This window comes from Pantoea sp. PNA 14-12 (assembly GCF_004364735.1).
GTDB classification, from domain to species: Bacteria; Pseudomonadota; Gammaproteobacteria; order Enterobacterales; family Enterobacteriaceae; genus Pantoea; species Pantoea stewartii.
Genome location: NZ_SOAJ01000002.1, coordinates 197,446 through 217,927, shown reverse-complemented (window position 1 = coordinate 217,927; position 20,482 = coordinate 197,446). Strand labels below are relative to the sequence as shown.

The following is a 20,482-nucleotide window of genomic DNA, read 5'->3' as shown; positions in this document are numbered from 1 at the left end:
TTTTTTCTGAGGACAGGCACTGCATTCGTTTTGCCTTCACCGCAAAAGAAAGCACGGGCTCACATACTGTGTCGCTTTACCCGCGAACAAACTGACAAAGCCAGAAGGGGCATTTTCCGCGAGGTATTCCGCAGCGCTGAGCGCCCTGAAGGCACCGCGTGAGCGGCGCGAGGACCGCCGAAGCCAAAGTGCCTCTTCTGGCGATCTCACCCGCCGACATCACAACAATGGGTTAGCATCCCAAAGCAGCTCAGCCTGACGTCTTCGCGGTAAAGGCAAACGAAGGAAAGGGAGCCGAAGCCAAAATGCCCCTTCAGGCGATTTCACCCGCCGAGAGTGCTGCACTTTATTCGACTCCCCCCGCTGTCAGGCAAACATCACCTCAGCCCAGCGCGCCAGACCAGCGGTCACTGAGGCAAAGTCATCTCCGCCAGCAATCGGTGTACCCGGCAGGGCCTGCTGCAGCGCAGCGCGCAGCAGAGGCGAACGTGCACTACCGCCCGTCAGATAGATCACTTCGGGCTTAATGTGACTGGTCGCCAGCGCCAGATGTACCTGTTCCAGGATCTTCTCCAGCGGCTGGCTGATCGCGTCCTGCAGGGTTGCCACGCTGATATCGGCCTGTAAATCCGCGCTGATAAAATCCAGTGCGGCGGCGAAGTCAGGGCGGTCGGAGAGGGCGATTTTGCTCTCTTCCGCAGTACGCACCAGACGATAGCTCAGCTTTTGTTGCCAGACTTTTAACAGGTGCGCCACGGCGGCAGGATTTTCGGCATCCCGTACCAGATCGCGCAACAGTTTGCCGCAGGCGGTACTGTAAAAATCGCTTTGTGCAGGCACATCGTTGATGGCGACGGCATTCCACCAGGGCAGGGCAGGTAAGGCCGTGCCTTTTTGTGTCTTCCCGCCCGCGCCCAGCAACGGCATCAACGCTTTAAACGCCAGCATAATATCCAGGTCATTACCGCCCACGCGGCAGCCACTATGGCCCAGCAGGCTTTCCCGCCGGTCTGACAGATGACGCCACTGCGGCCCCATCAACAGCATCGAACAGTCGGTGGTTCCCCCACCGATGTCCACGACCAGCACGCGGGTTTCTTTTTCGAGTGTGGCTTCAAAGTCCAGCCCCGCCGCGACCGGCTCAAACTGAAACTCCACCTCCCGAAAGCCCGCGCGTTTAGCGGCACGCAATAAGATGCCCTGGGCCTGCGCGTTGGCCTCTTCGCTGCCCAGTCCCTGAAAGTTCACCGGGCGGCCAATTACCGCCTGTTCAATTGACTGGTCAAGCTGTGCTTCGCCCTGCTGACGAATATGCAGCATCATGGCGCACACTAAATCTTCAAAGAAGGCGATCTGCTGGGGTTTTAACCCACTCGCGCCCAGGAAGGACTTCGGCGACTTCACGAACCAGACATCTTCCGGATCGACCATATAGTGCTGAAGCGCGGTCAGACCGAACTGCACGCTATCGGAGAGAACATCAATATCTTCTTCACGGTTATAGCGCAGCGCCCGTTGCAACAGCGCCGTGCTTTCCTGGTCCGGCGTGGCAACCTGATGATGGCGATGAAGCCATTCCGTGACGGCTTCACGGGTCGGGGAGCAGATCATCGATGGCAGCAGGCGTTGACCGTTCTCCAGCGTTAACAGTCGTGGTGTGCCTTTTTCGCTGACCGCGATCGAGCAGTTAGCCGTACCGTAATCGAATCCAATGAACATTTTTCGCCCCCAGGCAGGAAAAAGGGGGCGACTTTAGCGCAGCTGTAAAGGTGAGGCAAGCGGCGAGCGGCAGAATTAGCGAATCGCAAAAAGGTGATCTTCACTCAGTTTGCTGAGCGGCTGGCGCTCGGCAACAGCACTGCCCCAGACTCCGTCAACATCCAGGCTGGTAAGCGTGGTCAGAACGGCCGGCACGGAGACTGGGCCCGCAAGCAATATAATATTACGTTCATTGGTCTGGCTTTGAATAATGGAAATCAGCATTTCATCCATCAGATTGTTATGCAGGTTCGCCACCAGCTCGGGTGCCAGAATCAGGCAGTCCACCACTTTACCGGTTAACTGATTAAACGCATCCAGGTTACGGCCAAACTGTTGCAGCACGATGCGACAGCCTGCCTGGCGCAGTTTCATCAGTGTGCCCAAAAGCTGCTCGCCGCCCGATAACACGCTGGCGGCATGCAGCGCGATACCGCTGTTACTGTTCGCCAGACCGGATTCTGCAAAACGGACACAAAGTTTCTCAACGAAAACCGGATTATAAAGCGCGTTAACATCCACGGGCAAAATTAAGGCAATGCCTTTTTGGCTCATAGCCGCAATGCGATGACGGAAAAAAGCCTCAACGATATTGTCTTCCAGCCGCTGTTTCAGCGCCGCGTCAGTCAGGTTGTTACGCAGCAGATGTTCATCCACCAGCAGTCCTTCCCGGGTAAACAACTGCACTTCAATCAACCAGACGCTGGCTGAGTGCGGCTTACCTGGCGGTGCGACAGCCCAGACCTGGAGTTCCACCTGCAACGCATCCAGGGTTGCCTGATCCAGCGAATGGTGGCTGCCGGTCAGGGCCAGCGGATGCTGTTCGTACACCATGTAGCGCCCGCGGCCGCTGCGTTTAGCGTTGTAACAGGCAATATCGGCCTGGGACAACACATCACTGCTTTGACAATTATTTGGTGAAATTTGTGTCATGCCTGCGCTGGCCCCAACCTGATAGGCTCGGCCCAGCCATTCAAAACAGTAGTCGTTGACTGCACGCACGATACGCTGCACCACATCACGGGCCTGGTCCACCAGACATTCAGGCATGAGCACGGCAAATTCATCCCCGCCAAGACGGGCGAGAAAGTCGGTGCTGCGCAGGTGGTGACGCATTAAATCGGAAAGTTCGCTCAGCAGTGCATCCCCGGCGGCGTGCCCGGCGCTGTCGTTAACCGCTTTGAATTTATCCAGGTCAATAAACACCAGTACATGCTGATGTTGATGTTCAGCGGCATCGGACAGCAGTCGCTTCAGTTGCAACTCAAAACTGGCGCGATTGGGCAGGCGGGTTAACGTATCGTGCAGCGCGCTGTAGCTCAATCGTTTCATGACTTTACGTGATTCACTCACATCCTGAATGACCATCACCGCGCCGCGTTCGGTTCCCGATTCCGATTTCAGCGGCGTTATCGTGTAATGGATATCAATGTGCTCACCATTCAGGGTGTGAAGCACCCACTCTTCCGACAGATAGGGCGCAGTCTTTTCAGAATGCGTGGGGTTGATCATCAGATTTTCCACCGGCGCGCCGTGACGGCCATGGGTGATGTGAAGCAGTTCACTTACCGGTCTGCCGACCGCGGCTTCCTGTGACCAGCCAGTCATTTTTTCAGCCACCGGATTCATGAAGGTGACGCGCATGGCCTGATCCGTACTGATGACGGCCTCGCCGATGGAATCGAGCGTAATCATCATGCGCTCTTTTTCCTGAAACAGGGCTTCGTTCAGGTTACGCAGCGGCGTAATGTCCTGTGCAACGCCCAGTATGCGCTCGATCCGGCCTTCCTGACTGAGTAAACGATTCGCCTGAGAACGTATCCAGTAATGTCCTTCTTCGCGTATCACGCGATACTCCATTTGAAACGCGCTGCTTTCTTCAATGGCCTGCTGTATGGTCTGCACACAAAATGCGCGATCGTCGGGATGCACCAGTTTGATCCACAAGTCGAAGCTGGGCACTTCATCCGACTGCAAACCGAACAATGTGTACATGCGTTTATCCCACAGCATTTCTCCACTGTTCATGTTCCATTCCCACACGCCAATGCCGCCCGCTTCGTTGGCCAGCGTGATACGTTCCATTAACCGCTGGTTGACCAACTCGCTCTGTTTTAATTCAGAAATATTCACAATCTGCGCAATAAAATAGAGCGGTTGTTGTTCGCTGTCCCGTACCAGCGAAACCGTCAGCCGCACCCAGACGATTTCATGGTCCTTACGGAAGTAACGCTTCTCCAGCGTGAACGACAAAATCTCGCCAGCCAGAAGCTTATCCATTTTGCCATCGTCAATACCCAGGTCGTCAGGATGCGTAATCTGCTGGAAAGTCAGGTTCTTTAATTCGTACTCGGGATAACCTAGCGTGTCGCATAATGATTTATTCACCTGAAGCCAGCGGCCTTCGGGTGAAACCAGCGCCATGCCAATAGCGGAATACTCCATGGCGTTACGAAAACGCGTTTCGCTTTCACTGATATGGCGCGTTTCATGGCGGAACGCATCCATGACCAGCGACATAATATGGCAGGGGATTAAGACCATCAGAAACGGCAGCCAACTGACAATCATGGCGTAATTCGTCGTCGTAGGCGTGACGATTATCCAGTCTAAAGAAAGCAGCAGCGCCATAAAGCTGGCGTTGAGAAAGAACAGGACAAACGCCTCCACCTTGGGCAGTCGAACAGCGCACCAGAACAGCACGACCAAAATGAAGGTAAACGGCCAGGGCAAAAAACGCAGCGACAAATAGCTGGCAATCAGCGTCAGAACGAGGCTGAAAAGTGTTTCAAACAGCGAGGCGCGCCTGAGGTAACCCTTAGGCAAGGGCCAGGAGAGCAGCAGCAGAACCGGCCCAAGGGCGAGCATGCCGATGATTTCCGAAATCACCCATGTATAAAAGAAGGCGAAAGAGGCCTGTTGTCCAACCTGTAAAACCCACAGCGCCAGTACGCCACCAATCAGTGGCGAAATCACGCCGGTGGCAAAAACAAAGCGCAGCCAGTCGCGCAGCGACACCAGCGGTGCCTCGCGGTTAAGCAACGCGCGCAGCAGCATGCCACCGATGCCCGCCTGCAAAAGGTTCAACAGGGCAAATTTTAAATTTGAAAGCGCAGGACCGATGACAAACGCATTGGCTGCGGCGGTGCCAATCAGGCAGGCCGCAAGGAACAACGGCAACTGACGTGATGTGCAGCGAAACACCACCACGGTCATTAAGGCGGTGGAAAACCATAAAGGCGAAATCTTGCCGCTCACTACGATCAGTTCAAGGCAGAACAAGGTCAGGACGAACGAAACCAGGCCAAGCCCGCAGGCATGAAGCCACGAATTAGGTGATTTATCTGACGAAGCCAGCGCATCAACGATCATTTATCGATCCAGCAGGGTACAAGGTATTGACATGGCAGGTGACGAGATAGCCATCCTGATTGAAGAATGCTAGCACATTTGTTGGAGAAAAAAGGGGGGAAATCATTAAATTGCGTTATTTGACCGATTGACGGGCTCGTCTGTGAGGCGAGCCCGTCTCGCCTTATTCAACGAAAAAGGTCGGCACGGGTATAGGGTTTTTCCAGGCCCGCGAGGCAGGCTGAAAAGTGCTCAAGAAACTGCTGCGTGGTGGCGATGCGTCCATGTCCCAGCAGCAGCACCGGCACCAGCAACGCGGCGGCAATCTGCGGCCAGCTAAACCCTTTTAATGCGGTTTCGCGTTGTGAAAGCAAAAAAGCGGTGCTCAGTGTAAAGCCTAACAGCAGTCCGGTCAGGACTTCGCTGAGGGAATGGGCATGGATGACGAGGCGGGAAAACCCCACCATTAAGGGGATCATATAGCCCACGCCAATGGCGAAACCGCGCCACAGGCTCGGCCAGCGTCCGGATATCAGCCAGAGCATCACGGGCCACAGGGTGGCAGACATGGCGCTGTGGCCGCTAAATCCGGTGAAGTTAAAACGGGCACTGCCAATGCCAAAGCCCAGAAAGAGAATTTTTGACAGGCTGACGACCAGCCCCGCCAGGCCAAAGGCAAAAAGCCAGTACCATACGGTGCGCCGGTTATCGCTTTTCCACGGTAAAATCAGTGCAATAATCACCGCCGTGGGAATTAACAACATACTGTCACCAAAATAGGTGAGGGTCTTCCAGAGCATAGTTTTCCTTTATTTTTTTCGGGCCCCAGGCCCTTTTTGTTCAGGTTTGTAAGACCTGATACGTGCTGTGCATCGTCATGCTGTCTGAGAGGGCTAGTTTATCGATGAAATCATTCGAGTTAAAAGGGGAAAGTCTGAAAACCGGCCATGCCATTTCTCTGGCATCAAAAGACCGAAATCCCTATACTTAGCGCCAAATCACCCTCTCCGTTCAGCCCCATTAACTGGGTGCGCAGTTTGCGTACAGTTTCTGGCTCCAGTATCAGGTTTTTAAAAGTATGACTGACAAGTCCCATCAGTGCGTGATCGTTGGCATTGCAGGTGCATCCGCATCCGGTAAAAGTTTAATCGCCAGTACCCTGTATCGTGAAATTCGCGATCAGGTGGGTGATGAACACATCGGTGTTATTCCCGAAGATGCCTATTACAAAGATCAAAGTCACCTCACCATGGAAGAGAGGGTTAAGACCAATTATGACCATCCCAGCGCGATGGATCATGATTTGCTGTTACAGCACCTGCGCGCTGTCAAAGCAGGACAGGACATTGAACTGCCGGTTTACAGCTACGTTGAGCACACCCGCACGCAAGAGACGCTGCATCTCAAGCCCAAAAAAGTCATTATTCTTGAAGGCATTCTGTTGTTAACGGATGCGCGGTTACGCCAGGAACTGAATTTTTCCATTTTCGTCGATACGCCGCTGGATATTTGCCTGATGCGCCGAATGAAGCGCGACGTCAATGAACGCGGTCGCTCAATGGATTCCGTCATGAGTCAGTATCAGAAAACGGTACGCCCGATGTTTCTGCAGTTCATTGAACCGTCAAAACAGTACGCGGATATCATCGTGCCGCGCGGTGGTAAAAACCGCATCGCGATTGATATTCTGAAGGCCAAGATTAATCAGTTTTTCGAGTAGTTTACGTCTCAAAAGGCGTGACGCGAACAGGTTAAAAGCACAGATGCGCCCTGTTCGCTACACTTACTTCATGGAGTTACCGTAATGAGATTATGCGACCGCGATATTGAAGCCTGGCTCGACACCGGAAAACTGGCGATTACCCCACGACCAACCGTGGAACATATCAATGGTGCAACAGTGGACGTGCGTTTGGGCAATCAGTTCCGGACGTTCAGCGGACATACCGCGCCGTTTATTGATTTAAGCGGCCCGAAGCACGAGGTCAGTGCTGCGCTGGATCGCGTCATGAGCGATGAGATCGTGTTGCCGGAAGGTGAGGCGTTCTTTCTGCATCCGGGCGAACTGGCGCTGGCGGTAACGCTGGAATCTGTCACGATTCCCGACGATCTGGTGGGCTGGCTCGACGGGCGTTCTTCACTTGCCCGCCTCGGGCTAATGGTTCACGTCACTGCGCACCGTATCGATCCGGGCTGGCAGGGCCGTATCGTGCTGGAGTTTTATAATTCAGGCAAACTGCCTCTGGCGTTGCGCCCTGGCATGTTGATTGGTGCGCTAAGCTTTGAACCGCTTTCCGGTCCGGCAGCGCGTCCCTATAATCGCCGTGAGAATGCAAAATATCGTGGCCAGCAGGGTGCTGATGCCAGTCGTATCGACAAAGATTAATTCATGAGGATGTGATGAGAAGAGTGATAACCACGCTGGCCATTCTACTGGTGGTGGTCGTAGCGGGATTAACGGCGTTGATCATGCTGGTGAACCCTAACGACTTCCGTAGTTACATGGTTCAAGAGGTCGAACAGCGTAGCGGTTATCAACTCACTATCGATGGCGACCTGCGCTGGCATGTGTGGCCGAAACTCAGCATTCTCGCCGGACGGATGAGCCTGACGGCACCCGGAGCGGCGCAACCGGTTGTTTCTGCCGATAACATGCGTCTGGATGTTAATCTTCTGCCGTTACTTTCCCATCAGCTCAGCGTAAGCCAGGTGATGTTAAAAAATGCCATCGTGCGGGTCACGCCAGACAGCGCCGCGCGGGCACCTGAGAACGCGCCGCGCGCGCCCCACAACAGCGAACCCACCTCGTCTGCCGGCTGGTCGTTTGACATCGACAATCTGCAACTGTCCGACAGCCTGCTTATCTGGCAGCAGCCGGGCGGGGACGCCTTTACCTTCCGTAATCTTAATCTGGATATGGAGCAGGATCAGTCCAGAATCGCCACGATCGGCCTGACGACCAGTCTGACCCGTAACCAACGCACCGCTGTCCTGACGCTGAAAGGGCAACTGGACAAATCACGCTATCCGCATCAGTTGAGCGGCCAGGTGGCGCAGGTCGACTATAACCTGACCGGAGCGAGCCTGCCGCCAGAGGGCATTAAAGGCACGCTGAGCTTTCAGGGCAACTGGGACCTGGATAAAAATCGTTTTGACGTGAGCAATCTTAAGCTGACCGCTAACGACAGCGTGCTCAGCGGGCGCGCTGAAGGCGAACTTACGCCGCCGCAAAAGCTGGCGCTGGATCTTCATGCCAGCGCACTCAATATGGACAATCTGTTGTTTATCTCGACCCTGACCCAGCAGATGAGTGGACAAAACAGTCAGATTGCCCCGGCACCGGTCATCGCGGACCAGCCTGAACCGACCAATGCAGACTCCCCGCTTAACGACATTGATCTTGATTTGTCGCTGCAGGCCGATAGCGCGGTCTGGCGTGGCCTGAACCTGACCAAACTCTCCCTCAAAGCGGTTAATCAACAGGGGCTGGTAACCTTCAGTACATTATCAGGCAATGTGGGGCAGGGGAGCTTCTCTGTACCGGGCAGTATCGACATTCGTCAGCCTGTTACGCAGGTCGCTTTTACGCCGGTGCTGAACCAGATAGCTATCCAGCCTTTATTAAAAGCGCTGGCCTTGCCGCCGTCGCTGCAGGGAACCCTGAGCCTTAAAGGTGAATTGTCGGGTGAAAATCTGACGCTTGCGGATGCAAAACGCAGCTGGCAGGGCAAGGCCGATATCCAGGCGCATGATCTGAAACTGGCCCAGCTCGACTTACAGCAAATGGTGCGCAGTGCCGTGGCACGTGTCAGCGACCGTGTCAGCAGTGATTCTCAGGCGTCCGGACAGGGCATTGAGCAGGTGAGCGGACAACTGGCCATGAAAAATGGGCTGCTGACGTTAAGTCATCTCGACGGTGGAGGGAAGGCGCTGACGCTGCGCGGCGAGGGGCGTATCAATCTGGTGCAGCAACAGCTGGATGTGACGCTGGGCCTGACACTGAGCGACTGGCGCGGCGACGAAAACCTGGTGGCCGCGCTGTCCGACCAGGTGATTCCGTTCCGTATTTATGGCAGTTGGGCTAATCCGCAATATACGCTGCCGGTAGATGATGTCATGCGTGACAGGCTACAGAATGAGGCAAAATCCCGCCTCAATCAGTGGCTCGATCGTCAACAGGCAAAAGACAAGAACAGTACGCACCCGTAATCACCGTCGGCAGCCGGCGCTGAATTACGCTTTCAGCGCCGCACCGTCGACGTGAGGTACAATCCCTACCTTCTGAATCCGATGCTGGTCGACCTGTAAAGTCCGTAGCCGGTATTCGCCAAGCTGAATCTCTTCGCCTTCCTGCGGCACATGTTGCAGGCGATCCATCATTAAACCTGCGATCGTGTGGTAATGCTGTGTGTTTTCTCGCGGCAGCGTGACGTAAAGGGCCAAATCGTCCAGTGGCATATGGCCATTGGCAATCCAGCCGCCTGCGCCGTCAGGCTGAATGTCGTGGCGCGCCTCTGAATCGGCTTCGTTCGGCAGATTGCCCGCAATCGCCTCCATTAAATCGCTCAGCGTCACCACGCCTTCTACCGACCCGAACTCATCGACCACAAACGCAAAATGCGTCTGTGCCTGGCGGAACTGCTCCAGCGCCTGTAACACCGTTATGCGCTCATGGAAGACCAGCGGCTGACGGATCAGGCTACGCAGATCCAGGGCATGCCGATGCAGCGACTGATGCAGCAGATCGTTAACATGGACAACACCAAGCGGTTCATTACCGTTTTCGGTGATAACGATGCGCGTATGCTGATTGCGGTCAAGATCGGCCATAATGACGTCGGGGTCGTCGCTTAAATCAATGTGCTGAACATCATGGCGCGTGGTCATAATTGTGTCGATACGACGTTGCCCCAGTCCCATCACGCTGGCAATCATCACACGTTCCTGCCGGTTAAACAGGGCAACAGACTCACCGTCAGCCAGCATAGAAGCGGTTTGCGTATCCAGCTCGGCCTGTTCCGCTTCACCACGCAGCAGCCGCAGCACGGCTTCAGCTGTGCGCTGGCGAAGGGGCCGTCCGGCTGACAACACTTTACGGCGGTTAAACTGTGCCAGCTGATTCAGGGCTTCAATGACGACGGAGAAACCGATCGCGGCATACAGATAGCCCTTGGGAATCGCAAAACCAAACCCTTCCGCCACCAGACTGAAACCAATCATCAGCAAAAAGCTCAGACACAGAATCACGATGGTCGGATGGTTGTTAACAAAGCGCGTCAGCGGTTTACTGGCTAACAACATCAGTAAAATGGCGATAGTGACCGCCGCCATCATGATCCGCAGATCGTTGACCATCCCGACGGCGGTAACCACCGCATCCAGAGAAAAAATGGCATCCAGCACGACAATTTGTGCCACGACGGGCCAGAATTTAGCGCCGCCCTTTTGTTGAGTGTCCTCCGCATCGCTGCCTTCAAGTCGTGTGTTAAGTTCGGTGGTCGCTTTGAACAGCAAAAACAGCCCCCCGCACAACAGCAACAGATCACGCGCACTAAAGGCATGATGCGCGAAGGTGAATAAAGGTTGAGTCAGCGTTACCAGCCAGGAAAGCGAGGCTAACAGCAGCAGGCGACAAACCAGCGCCATGAGCAGACCAATAATGCGCGCGCGGTCGCGCAACGCCGCAGGCAGTTTCTCCACCAGGATAGCGATAAACACAAGGTTATCAATACCCAGCACCAGCTCCAGAACGATTAGCGTTACTAAACCTGCCCACAATGAGGGATCGGTCATTACCTCCAGCATGCGTTATTCACCTGAATGTCTAAAAATAAGCTTTGTCTGATGATAGTGGACAGACGGCGTCGGGACAAATAGCGGAATGACAGGCGCTTTACGCTTTATTTAGACACAGACCACTTTAATTACAGGCGAATTAATGGACGAAATGATTAATGCGGGAAGGACTGTAAGGGATAAAGGTTGCAGATTAATGTCACTACACTCGCCATTCAGAGGAATTTCTTATGCGATTAATCCTGGTGCCAACATGGAATAAATCTGATTTTTTTCTTCCCTGACACCCAAAATGAGCGGCTTCAATACTTATTACTGGTAGTCTTTTTCCTAAAATAGTCCGGTGATGGCGGGGTCCACTTGTAAACAGGCCAGTAATAACTAGTATAGCAACGAGTTAGTTAACGCCTGCGTCTGAACCTGTAATTTGCGCAATCATCCGTCAGGGTAAGCAGCGGAATGTAAACGCATTCGGCAAGGGATGCGTTGTGCGCCTTCATTTGTGGCGCAGGGAGAACCCGAGGCTATCAAGGCGGTATTGGCACCGACAGCCAAGGGCGGTAGCGTGCCTGACTTGCCGCTGTGGTTTGATATTTAATCAGTCCTGTGTGGGTAAAGTCAGAGTAATCTGTTGGTATTGAGTACGGGATTATTGTTTTCATAGTCAATGACAATGGCGTAAATGCCGCAGGAGCTCCCCTCAGAAACGCTTCAGGCTCAACATCAGTACTGTTCACTTCAGGGTCTGGTCGTGGTGGGTTAAGGAAATAAAATAAAGAGTTAAATATGCGCGATAACCATTTTACGTTTAAAAGTCTTATCACCAAATTATTATTGGCTTGTTCTGATTTAATATGTTTCAACGCGGCATTATTTATCGCGATGATGCTAATTAATTTGACATCTCCGTCTCTTTTATCGGATATGTCTGACTGGGAATTAAATTTAAAAATTGCTACCCACATTTGCCTGTCACTAATTTGCGTGGGCTGGTTCTGGGTCAGACTGCGTCATTACACCTATCGCAAACCTTTCTGGTTCGAATTAAAAGAAATTTTTCGTACCATTCTTATTTTTTCCGTTATTGAACTGTCAATCACGGCACTGTCTCAGTGGCAGATGTCCCGTTTTGTCTGGCTGCTGACCTGGCTTATCACGCTGGTGATTATTCCTGTCTGTCGCTCCGTTTTTAAACGCGTCTTAAATAACTATGGCCTGTGGAAAAAACAGACCATCATTATCGGCAGCAGTAAAAATGCCCAGGAAGCGTGGGAAGCGCTGCAAAGTGAAGAAGTCATGGGATTCGATGTCATTGCCTTCTACGACGTTGATGGGACCTGCCCTCAGGACGTCATGTCGGGCGTTCCTGTTCTGCGCGACGAACAGGACGTATGGACGCTGACCAATGCGGACACCCAGTTCATCGTGGCGGTGGAATTCGAGCAAAGCCAGTACCGTGATATGTGGCTGAAATCACTGGCTATGCACAACTGTCGCTCCGTTTCTGTCATTCCGACGCTGCGCGGCGTACCGCTGTACGGTACCGATATGGCCTACATCTTCAGCCATGAAGTCATGATCCTGCGCGTGCAGAATAACCTGGCTAAGCGTACGTCACGCTTCCTGAAGCGCGTATTCGATATTGTTGGCGCACTGTCTATCATCGTCATGCTGCTCCCCGCGCTGCTGGTGCTGGGTTTTCTGGTCGGCCGGGATGGCGGTCCACCGATTTATGGTCATGAGCGCGTGGGCATGAATGGCCGTAAATTCAAATGTCTGAAATTCCGTTCGATGGTGATCAACTCCAAAGAAGTGCTTGAGGAAGTGCTGCGTACCGATCCGGTCGCCCGTGCTGAGTGGGATAAAGATTTCAAACTTAAAAACGATCCACGCATTACCAAAGTCGGCCACTTCATTCGTAAAACCAGCCTGGATGAGCTGCCGCAACTGTGGAACGTCGTTCGGGGTGATATGAGTCTGGTAGGACCGCGTCCTGTCATCGAAGACGAGCTGGCACGCTACGCCGGTGACGTGGATTACTACCTGATGGCCAAACCCGGCATGACCGGACTGTGGCAGGTCAGTGGTCGTAACGACGTAGATTATGAAACGCGCGTCTATTTCGATTCCTGGTACGTGAAAAACTGGTCGTTGTGGAACGATATCGCCATTTTGTTCAAAACCGTCGGTGTCGTGCTTAAGCGTGATGGTGCTTATTAACCGCAGGAAAAAGGTGCCAGCCTCTCTCTGACAGCACATGACAGGGGAGCGGGTTGGTACATTTTTCTAAAAAAAAGCGGTACGGCATTGATAAACAGCCATGTTCTGCTTTGCTTTATTTCTTTCTGGGTAAAGCGCGTGATCGGTAAAAGACAGGAGCTAAGAATAATGAACGACATGTTCAGTGCCTGAGTCAGGATAGTTTACTTTTTTTGAGCGCTTACACAGCGGCGTACTTGCCTCTATCAAACATTAACTGATAGCGAAGATCTAAATGATTACAATGAAAATGAAGATGATACCTGTTTTGGTATCTGCCACGTTTATGGCCGGCTGTACCGTCGTGCCGGGGCAAAATTTATCCACTTCGGGAAAAGATGTCATTGAGCAGCAGGACAATAACTTTGACATCGACAAGTACGTTAACGTGTATCCGTTAACGCCGAGCCTGGTGGAAAGAATGCGTCCTAAGCCACTGGTAGCACAAGCCAACCCGTCACTGCAAAATGAGATTCAGAACTATGAATACCGTATCGGCATTGGTGATGTGCTCACCGTGACCGTATGGGATCACCCTGAACTCACCACGCCCGCTGGTCAGTACCGCAGTGCAAGCGACACCGGTAACTGGGTCCATTCAGATGGCACCATTTTCTACCCTTATATTGGTCGGGTCCGTGTCGCAGGCCGGACCGTAGGGGAAGTGCGTAATGAGATCGCGCGTCGCCTGGCACAGTACATCGAAAGTCCTCAGGTTGACGTCAGCATTGCTTCCTTTAAGTCACAGAAAACTTACGTAACCGGTGCGGTGACCACCTCAGGTCAACAGCCTATTACCAACGTTCCGCTTACTATCCTGGACGCAATTAACGCCGCGGGCGGACTGGCTGCGGACGCCGACTGGCGCAACGTGGTTCTGACGCATAATGGCCGCGAACAGCGCGTGTCATTGCAGGCGTTGATGCAGAATGGCGATCTGAGCCAAAACCATCTGCTTTATCCGGGTGACATTCTGTATGTGCCGCGCAACGACGATTTGAAAGTCTTCGTTATGGGTGAAGTGAAACAGCAGGCCACCCTGAAGATGGATCGCAGTGGCATGACGCTGGCAGAAGCGCTGGGCAATGCGGCGGGCATGGATCAGACCACGTCGGATGCGACCGGTGTCTTTGTTATCCGTCCGACACGCGGCACAGACCGCAACAAGATCGCCAATATTTACCAGTTGAACACCAAAGATGCTGCATCAATGGTGATGGGTACCGAATTCCAACTCGAACCTTACGATATCGTCTACGTGACCTCGACGCCGCTGACGCGTTGGAATCGCGTGATATCGCAGTTGATACCAACCATAGCCGGTGTTAACGATGCGACGCAGGCCGCACAACGCATCCGCAACTGGTCGAACTAAGGTTTCGCCATGATTAAGTCTGTGTTAGTCGTCTGCGTAGGCAACATCTGCCGCTCTCCTACCGGAGAGCGCCTGTTCAAACGTGCGCTGCCGCAACTCTCTGTCGCCTCAGCCGGTCTGGGTGCCCTCGTCGGGCACGCGGCGGATAAAACCGCCTCTGACGTCGCGGCCGATAACGGGTTGTCACTGGAAGGGCACGAGGCCCAACAGTTAACAGCCAACCTGTGTCGGGAATATGACCTGATTCTGGTGATGGAAAAGCGCCACATTGAACAGGTTAACCGCATTGACCCGGCAGCGCGTGGCAAAACGATGCTGCTTGGGCACTGGCTCGATCAGAAGGAAATTGCGGATCCGTACAGAAAAAGCCGTGAGGCCTTTGAAGAGGTTTACGGGTTACTGGAACACGCCACTCAGAAATGGGTCAGCGTTTTAAGCCGATAGTTGGGATTATCCATGAATAGTAAAAATAAAGTCATGACCGCGCCACGCGAGGAATCGAATGGATGGGATCTGGCACACCTTGTGGGACAGCTGATTGATCACCGGTGGGTGATCGTCGCTGTGACCGCTTTTTTCATGCTGGTGGCAACCCTTTACACCTTGTTTGCAACACCCATTTACAGCGCCGATGCGATGGTTCAGGTCGAGCAAAAGAACACCAGCACCGTTCTGAATGAACTGCAAACGCTGATGCCGACCACGCCTGCTTCTGACACTGAGATTCAGATTCTGGAATCACGTATGGTACTGGGCAAAACCGTTCAGGACCTTGGTCTGGATGCGGTGGTCTCACAGAACTATTTCCCGGTTATCGGTAAAGGTCTGTCGCGCCTGATGGGCAATAAACCGGGCGAGGTCGCGGTTTCCCGTCTGGAGATCCCACGCACTATCGACAAACGCAGCGTTAAGCTGGAAGTGACCGGAAAAGACAGCTACACCGTTTCGGCTGACGGGGATGAGCTGTTTAAAGGAAAAGTCGGGCAGTTTGAAAAACACGGTGATGTCAGCATGCTGGTCAGCGATATCAATGCTGAACCCGGCACCACATTTACCGTCACCAAACTGAACGAGTTGCAGGCGATTAACAGCATCCTGTCTAACCTGACCGTCGCGGATAAAGGAAAAGATACTGGCGTGCTGGGCCTGCAGTATGTGGGTGAAGACCCGGATCAGATCAGTAAGGTGCTGAATCAGATCGTCAACAACTACCTGTTGCAGAACGTTCAGCGTAAATCTGAGCAGGCGGAGAAAAGCCTGGAGTTCCTGAAAACGCAACTGCCTGAAGTCCGGGCCAAACTGGATCAGGCTGAAGATAAGCTGAACGCCTTCCGCCGCGCGAATGAATCCGTTGACCTCTCACTGGAAGCGAAATCGGCACTGGATTCTTCCGTCAGCGTACAGAGCCAGCTTAACGAGCTGACTTTCCGTGAAGCCGAAGTGTCGCAGCTGTTTACCAAAGATCACCCGACCTATCGTGCGCTGCTTGAGAAGCGCAAAACGCTGGAAGATGAGCAGGCTGAGTTAAACAAGAAAATTGCGCAGATGCCGAAAACCCAGCAAGAGATTCTGCGTCTGACCCGCGATGTGCAGTCAGGCCAGGAAATCTACATGCAGCTGCTTAACCGTCAGCAAGAGCTGAGCATCAGCAAGGCCAGTACCGTGGGTGATGTTCGCATCATCGACCAGGCGGCCACCGCTAACGCACCGGTAGCCCCGAAGAAGCTGTTGATTATCGCCGCCAGCTTTATCCTGGGCCTGATGGTTTCCGTGGGCGTGGTTCTGCTTAAAGCCCTGTTGCATCACGGCATCGAAAATCCAGAACAGCTGGAAGAGCTGGGCATGAACGTCTATGCCAGCGTACCGCTCTCCGACTGGCAGCGTAAGAAAGACACCGAGGCGCTGGCACGTCGTGGTCACAAGGTGAAAACCGATCCGCATGACACGCTGCTGGCGCTGGGTAATCCGACCGATCTGTCCATTGAAGCGATTCGTAGCCTGCGTACCAGCCTGCACTTCGCCATGATGGAGGCGAAAAACAACATCCTGATGATTACCGGGGCCAGCCCGGGCATTGGTAAAACCTTTATCTGTGTCAACCTGGCGACGCTGGTGGCCAAAGCCGGTCAGAAAGTGCTGTTTATCGACGGTGACATGCGCCGGGGTTATACCCACGAACTGCTGGGTGCTGATAACAAATCCGGGCTGTCAAACGTCCTGTCCGGCAAAACGGAGTTTAGCCCGGCCATGATTCAGCAGGGCGCGTACGGATTTGATTTCCTGCCACGTGGTCAGGTGCCGCCGAACCCGTCGGAGCTGTTAATGCATCGCCGTATGAGTGAACTGCTGGACTGGGCAAGCAAAAACTACGATCTGGTCCTGATTGATACACCGCCGATTCTGGCCGTTACCGACGCCTCCATTATCGGCAAACTGGCCGGTACGTCGCTGATGGTGGCGCGTTTCGAAACTAACACCACGAAAGAAGTGGATGTCAGCTTCAAACGCTTTGCCCAGAACGGTATCGAAATTAAAGGGGTGATTCTGAACGCCGTGGTACGCAAAGCCGCTAACTCTTATGGTTACGGCTACGACTACTACGACTACGAATACGGTAAACCCACGAAAAGCTAAGCGCTAAGTGAGAAGGGGCGGGTTTCACCGCCCCTTTTGATCGCTGGCTTGCAATGACGACACGCAACGATTTGCACAGATGATTCTGGATAGAACGCACAATAAGCGACGATCTCACGTCAATCATCAGAATTCATCATCAACATGCCCTGGTCTTTCACGCAGACCCGCTGAGACAGCCCCCTGCAAGGGCATCAGCGCTGGACACTGTTGGCATGTGAACTTGTGGATTTAAGGAATCACACCATGGCTCCATATTGGTCAATATCAGGGTTTTTGCTGCTGCTTTCGCTGTTCGAAATCCTGGTTAAAAAAGACGAACGCACAAATTATGCTTTAACCTGGCTGCTCTGTATTGCTGCCATGATTTTGATTGTTTTCGGCGGTATTCGCGGTCTGGGCACCGGCATGGATGATTTTCAGTACCGGAGTTTCTTCGAGGACTTCGTACGACGCATTCAGATTAACGGCTTTTTTAATACCGTCGCTTTTTTCCGTTACGAACCGCTGATTTTCGCCATGGCCTGGCTGACCAGCCTGTTTTCGCACAATGCCAGCGTCTTTCTGTTTGTGTTTTGTGCCATTGCAGTTTCCATAAATACCTACTTCTTTAAGAAGATGTCACCCTATCCGGTGCTGGCGCTGGCGCTGTATTCCGCGCACATCTTTATTAACAAAGACATAAACCAGATTCGCTTTGGCCTGAGCTCCGCGCTGTTCCTGGGTGTGCTGTGGTCCATTTACCTCAAGCGTTACTGGTGGGCATTTACCTTTTTTATTCTGTCATTTATGAGCCACAATACCGCCGTTATGGTGGTGACGCTGGTGCCGTTCCTGTTTATTCGTGACTGGCGCTGGTGGCCGGTGGTTATCATTCTCTTCAGTCTGCCGCTCTCCGTTGTCGGCGGTTCCAGCTTTATCGCGCTGATTGCCGGTCATCTGGGGTCGCTGGGTGAAAGGGCATCGGGCTATAACAATGACCCGTCCTACGCAATGGATGGCAGTATCCTGTCAGTCTCGAACCTGAAAAACATCATGCTGGTGTTTATCTTCTTCTATTTCATGCTGACGGAAGAGCTGAAGCGCGAAAATTACGCCCAGTACCGTCTTAACTATCTGCTGATTTTAAGTTTTGCTATCGGCGGGGCGATCAGGATCTTCCTGTACAACTTCCCGTCGGGTTCACGTCTGTCCAACTATTTGCAACAGGTCGAGCCGATTATCCTGACCTCGCTCATCTTTCAGGCCAGGCGCGTCTGGAAGCCCGCACTGTTTGGCATGCTGGTTTTCTTCCTGCTCTATTACCTCTACTACAACACCATCTCCACCAAACAGGCGGTTGTCGGCTACGAAGTGGCGCAGGAGTTTTGGTTGACTCGCTAATCAACCCGGCGATCGTCCTCCCGTGAAAGGCGTCACGCAGGGGCGGTTGCCAGTCAGAACACAGGTTTTTCTTCGACCTTTGTCGATTGAATTGTTTATTTTTGAACTATTTTAATGAGGTGCTGGCAATGAAGGACATTCGTTTCTCCATCGTAATTCCGGCTTATAACGCGTCAGAATCGATTGTCACGACGCTGGATTGCGTTAAAGCACAGACGTATCGTCATTTCGAGGTCATCATCGTTGATGACAAATCGGCGGATGCCGCCGCGCTCGCCGAGGTGGTTCGCAGCGAGCGTTACCAGGACCTGGACATCAACCTGGTGTTGTCAGAGGTCAAGCTGAATGGCGCAGGTGCGCGTAACAAAGGCATTGAACTGGCCACGGGCGACTATGTCAGTTTCCTGGATGCCGACGATGAATGGCACGCCGATAAGCTGCTGCAGGTCACAAAAAAAATTGCCGAACTTGAGGCGCAGGGCAAAGACAAGACCATTATCTTCAGTCAGGTGAATATCTATCAGGACGGCGCGTTCCTGAAAGTCATGCCAATGCAGCCGCCTGCTGAAAATGAAACGGTGGCGGAATATCTGTTCGGTTGTTATGGCTTCATTCAAACCAGCACGATTGTGCTGAAGCGTGAAGATGCCGCCAAAATTCAGTTCGATGCGCGCTTTATTCGCCATCAGGATTATGACTTCTGTATCCGTGCCGATCGGATGGGTTACCGGTTCGAGATGATTGACGCGCCGCTGGCTAATTATCATCTGGTGACCTCGTTCGGTTCAAAGCACAAAGGGGAATCGGTCAAATACTCCCTGTTCTGGCTGGATACCATGAAGCCGCACCTTACCGCGCGTGATATTCACACCTATAAAGCCTTTAAGCTGCCGCTGCGCTACAAAATGGACGGCAACGCCCTGATGGCGAGCGTGAGTTTTGCCCGCTATTTCTTGCTCACTAATAAAGACAATCGCACCTACTTCCTCAACCGCGTGAAAGACAAGCTGAAAGCGCGTTTTGGCGGTGAAAAGGCACTTTCCTGATTCTCTTAAATGTTGTGACGTTTCTGTGCTGCCGGAAGCCTCTCCCGGTCGCTCCGTCTTTTTATTTATTCAGGTATGAAAATGACTAATCACTCTGGTACCGTTGGCATCGTGATGCCTATGTATAATGCCCGCCAGACGGTATTACGCGCCGTGCAGTCCGTGTTAAATCAAACCTATCAGGACTGGCACCTCTATCTGATCAACGATAAATCCACCGATGACTCCCTCGCCTGGGTAACAGAACAGTGCCAGGATCCGCGTATTACGATTCTGGACAATGCCGTGAACATGGGCGCAGCCGAAACCCGCAATGTCGGCTTGCGCGCGGCCAAAGAAGAGATCATTGCTTTTCTGGACAGCGATGATGAATGGCACAGTGATAAACTGCGTCAGCAGATGCAGGCGATAGCCGATGGGGATAATCTGGTTATTACCGAATATCATTATAAAACCCGCAAAGCTGACCACGATATCCGCTACTCGAAGCCGTATTTACAGCAGGACAACTTCGTAAAAAAACAGTACCGTGTCTGCTTCTCTTCCGTGTGCTTTCGCCGTCCACCAGGCGGTATTTTTTTCCAGCGCAAAGGTCATGAAGACTTCCTTTTCCTCTACGAACTGTTTAGCCGTTATAAACAGGCCAGGATAATTCAGACAATTCTGGTGAATTATTATGAGCTGGGCGATTCTCTGTCGCGTAATAAAAATAAAGCCGCGAAATGGCACCTCGAACTATTAAGAATTATCTATAAAAACAATCCGTTAAAAATCTATTACTATTACGCCTGGTATATGGTGAACGGTGTGCTTTTTAGCCTGAAACACCGTTAAGCCGATCGGCAGGATTGTCTGTAAACTTTGAGGTGGATAACGTTTC

At 52.8% G+C, this 20,482-nt stretch carries 14 protein-coding genes; 10 read left to right on the top strand and 4 right to left on the bottom strand.

Going from position 1 to position 20,482, the window contains the following annotated elements; all coding sequences use genetic code 11:
* Positions 1-366: 366 nt before the first annotated feature.
* The 3 genes from yegD to C7434_RS08690 all read right to left on the bottom strand — a co-directional run bounded on the left by yegD (position 367) and on the right by C7434_RS08690 (position 5,909).
* Complete coding sequence (yegD, locus tag C7434_RS08700; protein WP_054687528.1) at positions 367-1,719, bottom strand: molecular chaperone; 1,353 nt, start codon at positions 1,717-1,719, stop codon at positions 367-369.
* Positions 1,720-1,794: 75 nt separating this feature from the next.
* Complete coding sequence (locus C7434_RS08695; RefSeq protein ID WP_050504923.1) at positions 1,795-5,130, bottom strand: diguanylate cyclase; 3,336 nt, start codon at positions 5,128-5,130, stop codon at positions 1,795-1,797.
* 167 nt (positions 5,131-5,297) lie between these two features.
* Positions 5,298-5,909: a phosphatase PAP2 family protein gene (locus tag C7434_RS08690; RefSeq protein ID WP_033740507.1), complete on the bottom strand. Its 612-nt coding sequence runs from the start codon at positions 5,907-5,909 to the stop codon at positions 5,298-5,300.
* A 278-nt stretch (positions 5,910-6,187) separates the two neighbouring features.
* Here C7434_RS08690 and udk point away from each other — a divergent pair, with 278 nt between their 5' ends.
* The 3 genes from udk (at position 6,188) to asmA (ending at position 9,318) form a co-directional block, all read left to right on the top strand.
* Positions 6,188-6,829: a uridine kinase gene (udk, locus tag C7434_RS08685; RefSeq protein ID WP_006119880.1), complete on the top strand. Its 642-nt coding sequence runs from the start codon at positions 6,188-6,190 to the stop codon at positions 6,827-6,829.
* 84 nt (positions 6,830-6,913) lie between these two features.
* On the top strand, positions 6,914-7,495 hold the full coding sequence (dcd, locus tag C7434_RS08680; RefSeq protein WP_006119878.1) for a dCTP deaminase: 582 nt from the start codon (positions 6,914-6,916) through the stop codon (positions 7,493-7,495).
* Between the two features lie 14 nt (positions 7,496-7,509).
* The gene (gene asmA / locus C7434_RS08675) at positions 7,510-9,318 is read left to right on the top strand and encodes an outer membrane assembly protein AsmA (RefSeq protein ID WP_033740505.1); all 1,809 of its coding nucleotides are present in this window, start codon (positions 7,510-7,512) and stop codon (positions 9,316-9,318) included.
* A 24-nt stretch (positions 9,319-9,342) separates the two neighbouring features.
* Here asmA and C7434_RS08670 read toward each other — a convergent pair whose 3' ends face one another.
* A complete protein-coding gene (locus C7434_RS08670; protein WP_133745366.1) occupies positions 9,343-10,914 on the bottom strand; it encodes a TerC family protein in 1,572 nt (523 codons plus the stop codon).
* A gap of 777 nt (positions 10,915-11,691) precedes the next feature.
* Here C7434_RS08670 and wbaP point away from each other — a divergent pair.
* The 7 genes from wbaP (at position 11,692) to C7434_RS08635 (ending at position 20,436) form a co-directional block, all read left to right on the top strand.
* Positions 11,692-13,125, top strand: coding sequence for an undecaprenyl-phosphate galactose phosphotransferase WbaP (wbaP, locus tag C7434_RS08665; protein ID WP_133745365.1), 1,434 nt, complete (start codon positions 11,692-11,694; stop codon positions 13,123-13,125).
* A gap of 274 nt (positions 13,126-13,399) precedes the next feature.
* Positions 13,400-14,539: a polysaccharide export protein gene (locus C7434_RS08660; protein WP_033740498.1), complete on the top strand. Its 1,140-nt coding sequence runs from the start codon at positions 13,400-13,402 to the stop codon at positions 14,537-14,539.
* 9 nt (positions 14,540-14,548) lie between these two features.
* Positions 14,549-14,983, top strand: a complete 435-nt coding sequence (locus tag C7434_RS08655; RefSeq protein WP_006119871.1) for a protein-tyrosine-phosphatase — start codon at positions 14,549-14,551, stop codon at positions 14,981-14,983.
* Positions 14,984-14,995: 12 nt separating this feature from the next.
* Positions 14,996-17,173, top strand: a complete 2,178-nt coding sequence (gene wzc / locus C7434_RS08650; RefSeq protein ID WP_033740496.1) for a tyrosine-protein kinase Wzc — start codon at positions 14,996-14,998, stop codon at positions 17,171-17,173.
* A gap of 246 nt (positions 17,174-17,419) precedes the next feature.
* Positions 17,420-18,556 carry an EpsG family protein gene (locus C7434_RS08645; protein WP_006119869.1) on the top strand — a complete coding sequence of 379 codons (1,137 nt, stop codon included), beginning with the start codon at positions 17,420-17,422 and terminating at the stop codon, positions 18,554-18,556.
* A gap of 128 nt (positions 18,557-18,684) precedes the next feature.
* Positions 18,685-19,602, top strand: coding sequence for a glycosyltransferase (locus tag C7434_RS08640; RefSeq protein WP_033740494.1), 918 nt, complete (start codon positions 18,685-18,687; stop codon positions 19,600-19,602).
* Positions 19,603-19,683: 81 nt separating this feature from the next.
* Complete coding sequence (locus C7434_RS08635) at positions 19,684-20,436, top strand: glycosyltransferase family 2 protein (protein ID WP_006119867.1); 753 nt, start codon at positions 19,684-19,686, stop codon at positions 20,434-20,436.
* Positions 20,437-20,482: the final 46 nt, after the last annotated feature.

Bases quoted from the DNA above. Each gene is read 5' to 3' on its own strand.
- yegD (WP_054687528.1), bottom strand. From the start codon at position 1,719: ATGTTCATTGGATTCGATTACGGTACGGCTAACTGCTCGATCGCGGTC.
- C7434_RS08695 (WP_050504923.1), bottom strand. From the start codon at position 5,130: ATGATCGTTGATGCGCTGGCTTCGTCAGATAAATCACCTAATTCGTGG.
- C7434_RS08690 (WP_033740507.1), bottom strand. From the start codon at position 5,909: ATGCTCTGGAAGACCCTCACCTATTTTGGTGACAGTATGTTGTTAATT.
- udk (WP_006119880.1), top strand. From the start codon at position 6,188: ATGACTGACAAGTCCCATCAGTGCGTGATCGTTGGCATTGCAGGTGCA.
- dcd (WP_006119878.1), top strand. From the start codon at position 6,914: ATGAGATTATGCGACCGCGATATTGAAGCCTGGCTCGACACCGGAAAA.
- asmA (WP_033740505.1), top strand. From the start codon at position 7,510: ATGAGAAGAGTGATAACCACGCTGGCCATTCTACTGGTGGTGGTCGTA.
- C7434_RS08670 (WP_133745366.1), bottom strand. From the start codon at position 10,914: ATGCTGGAGGTAATGACCGATCCCTCATTGTGGGCAGGTTTAGTAACG.
- wbaP (WP_133745365.1), top strand. From the start codon at position 11,692: ATGCGCGATAACCATTTTACGTTTAAAAGTCTTATCACCAAATTATTA.
- C7434_RS08660 (WP_033740498.1), top strand. From the start codon at position 13,400: ATGATTACAATGAAAATGAAGATGATACCTGTTTTGGTATCTGCCACG.
- C7434_RS08655 (WP_006119871.1), top strand. From the start codon at position 14,549: ATGATTAAGTCTGTGTTAGTCGTCTGCGTAGGCAACATCTGCCGCTCT.
- wzc (WP_033740496.1), top strand. From the start codon at position 14,996: ATGAATAGTAAAAATAAAGTCATGACCGCGCCACGCGAGGAATCGAAT.
- C7434_RS08645 (WP_006119869.1), top strand. From the start codon at position 17,420: ATGGCTCCATATTGGTCAATATCAGGGTTTTTGCTGCTGCTTTCGCTG.
- C7434_RS08640 (WP_033740494.1), top strand. From the start codon at position 18,685: ATGAAGGACATTCGTTTCTCCATCGTAATTCCGGCTTATAACGCGTCA.
- C7434_RS08635 (WP_006119867.1), top strand. From the start codon at position 19,684: ATGACTAATCACTCTGGTACCGTTGGCATCGTGATGCCTATGTATAAT.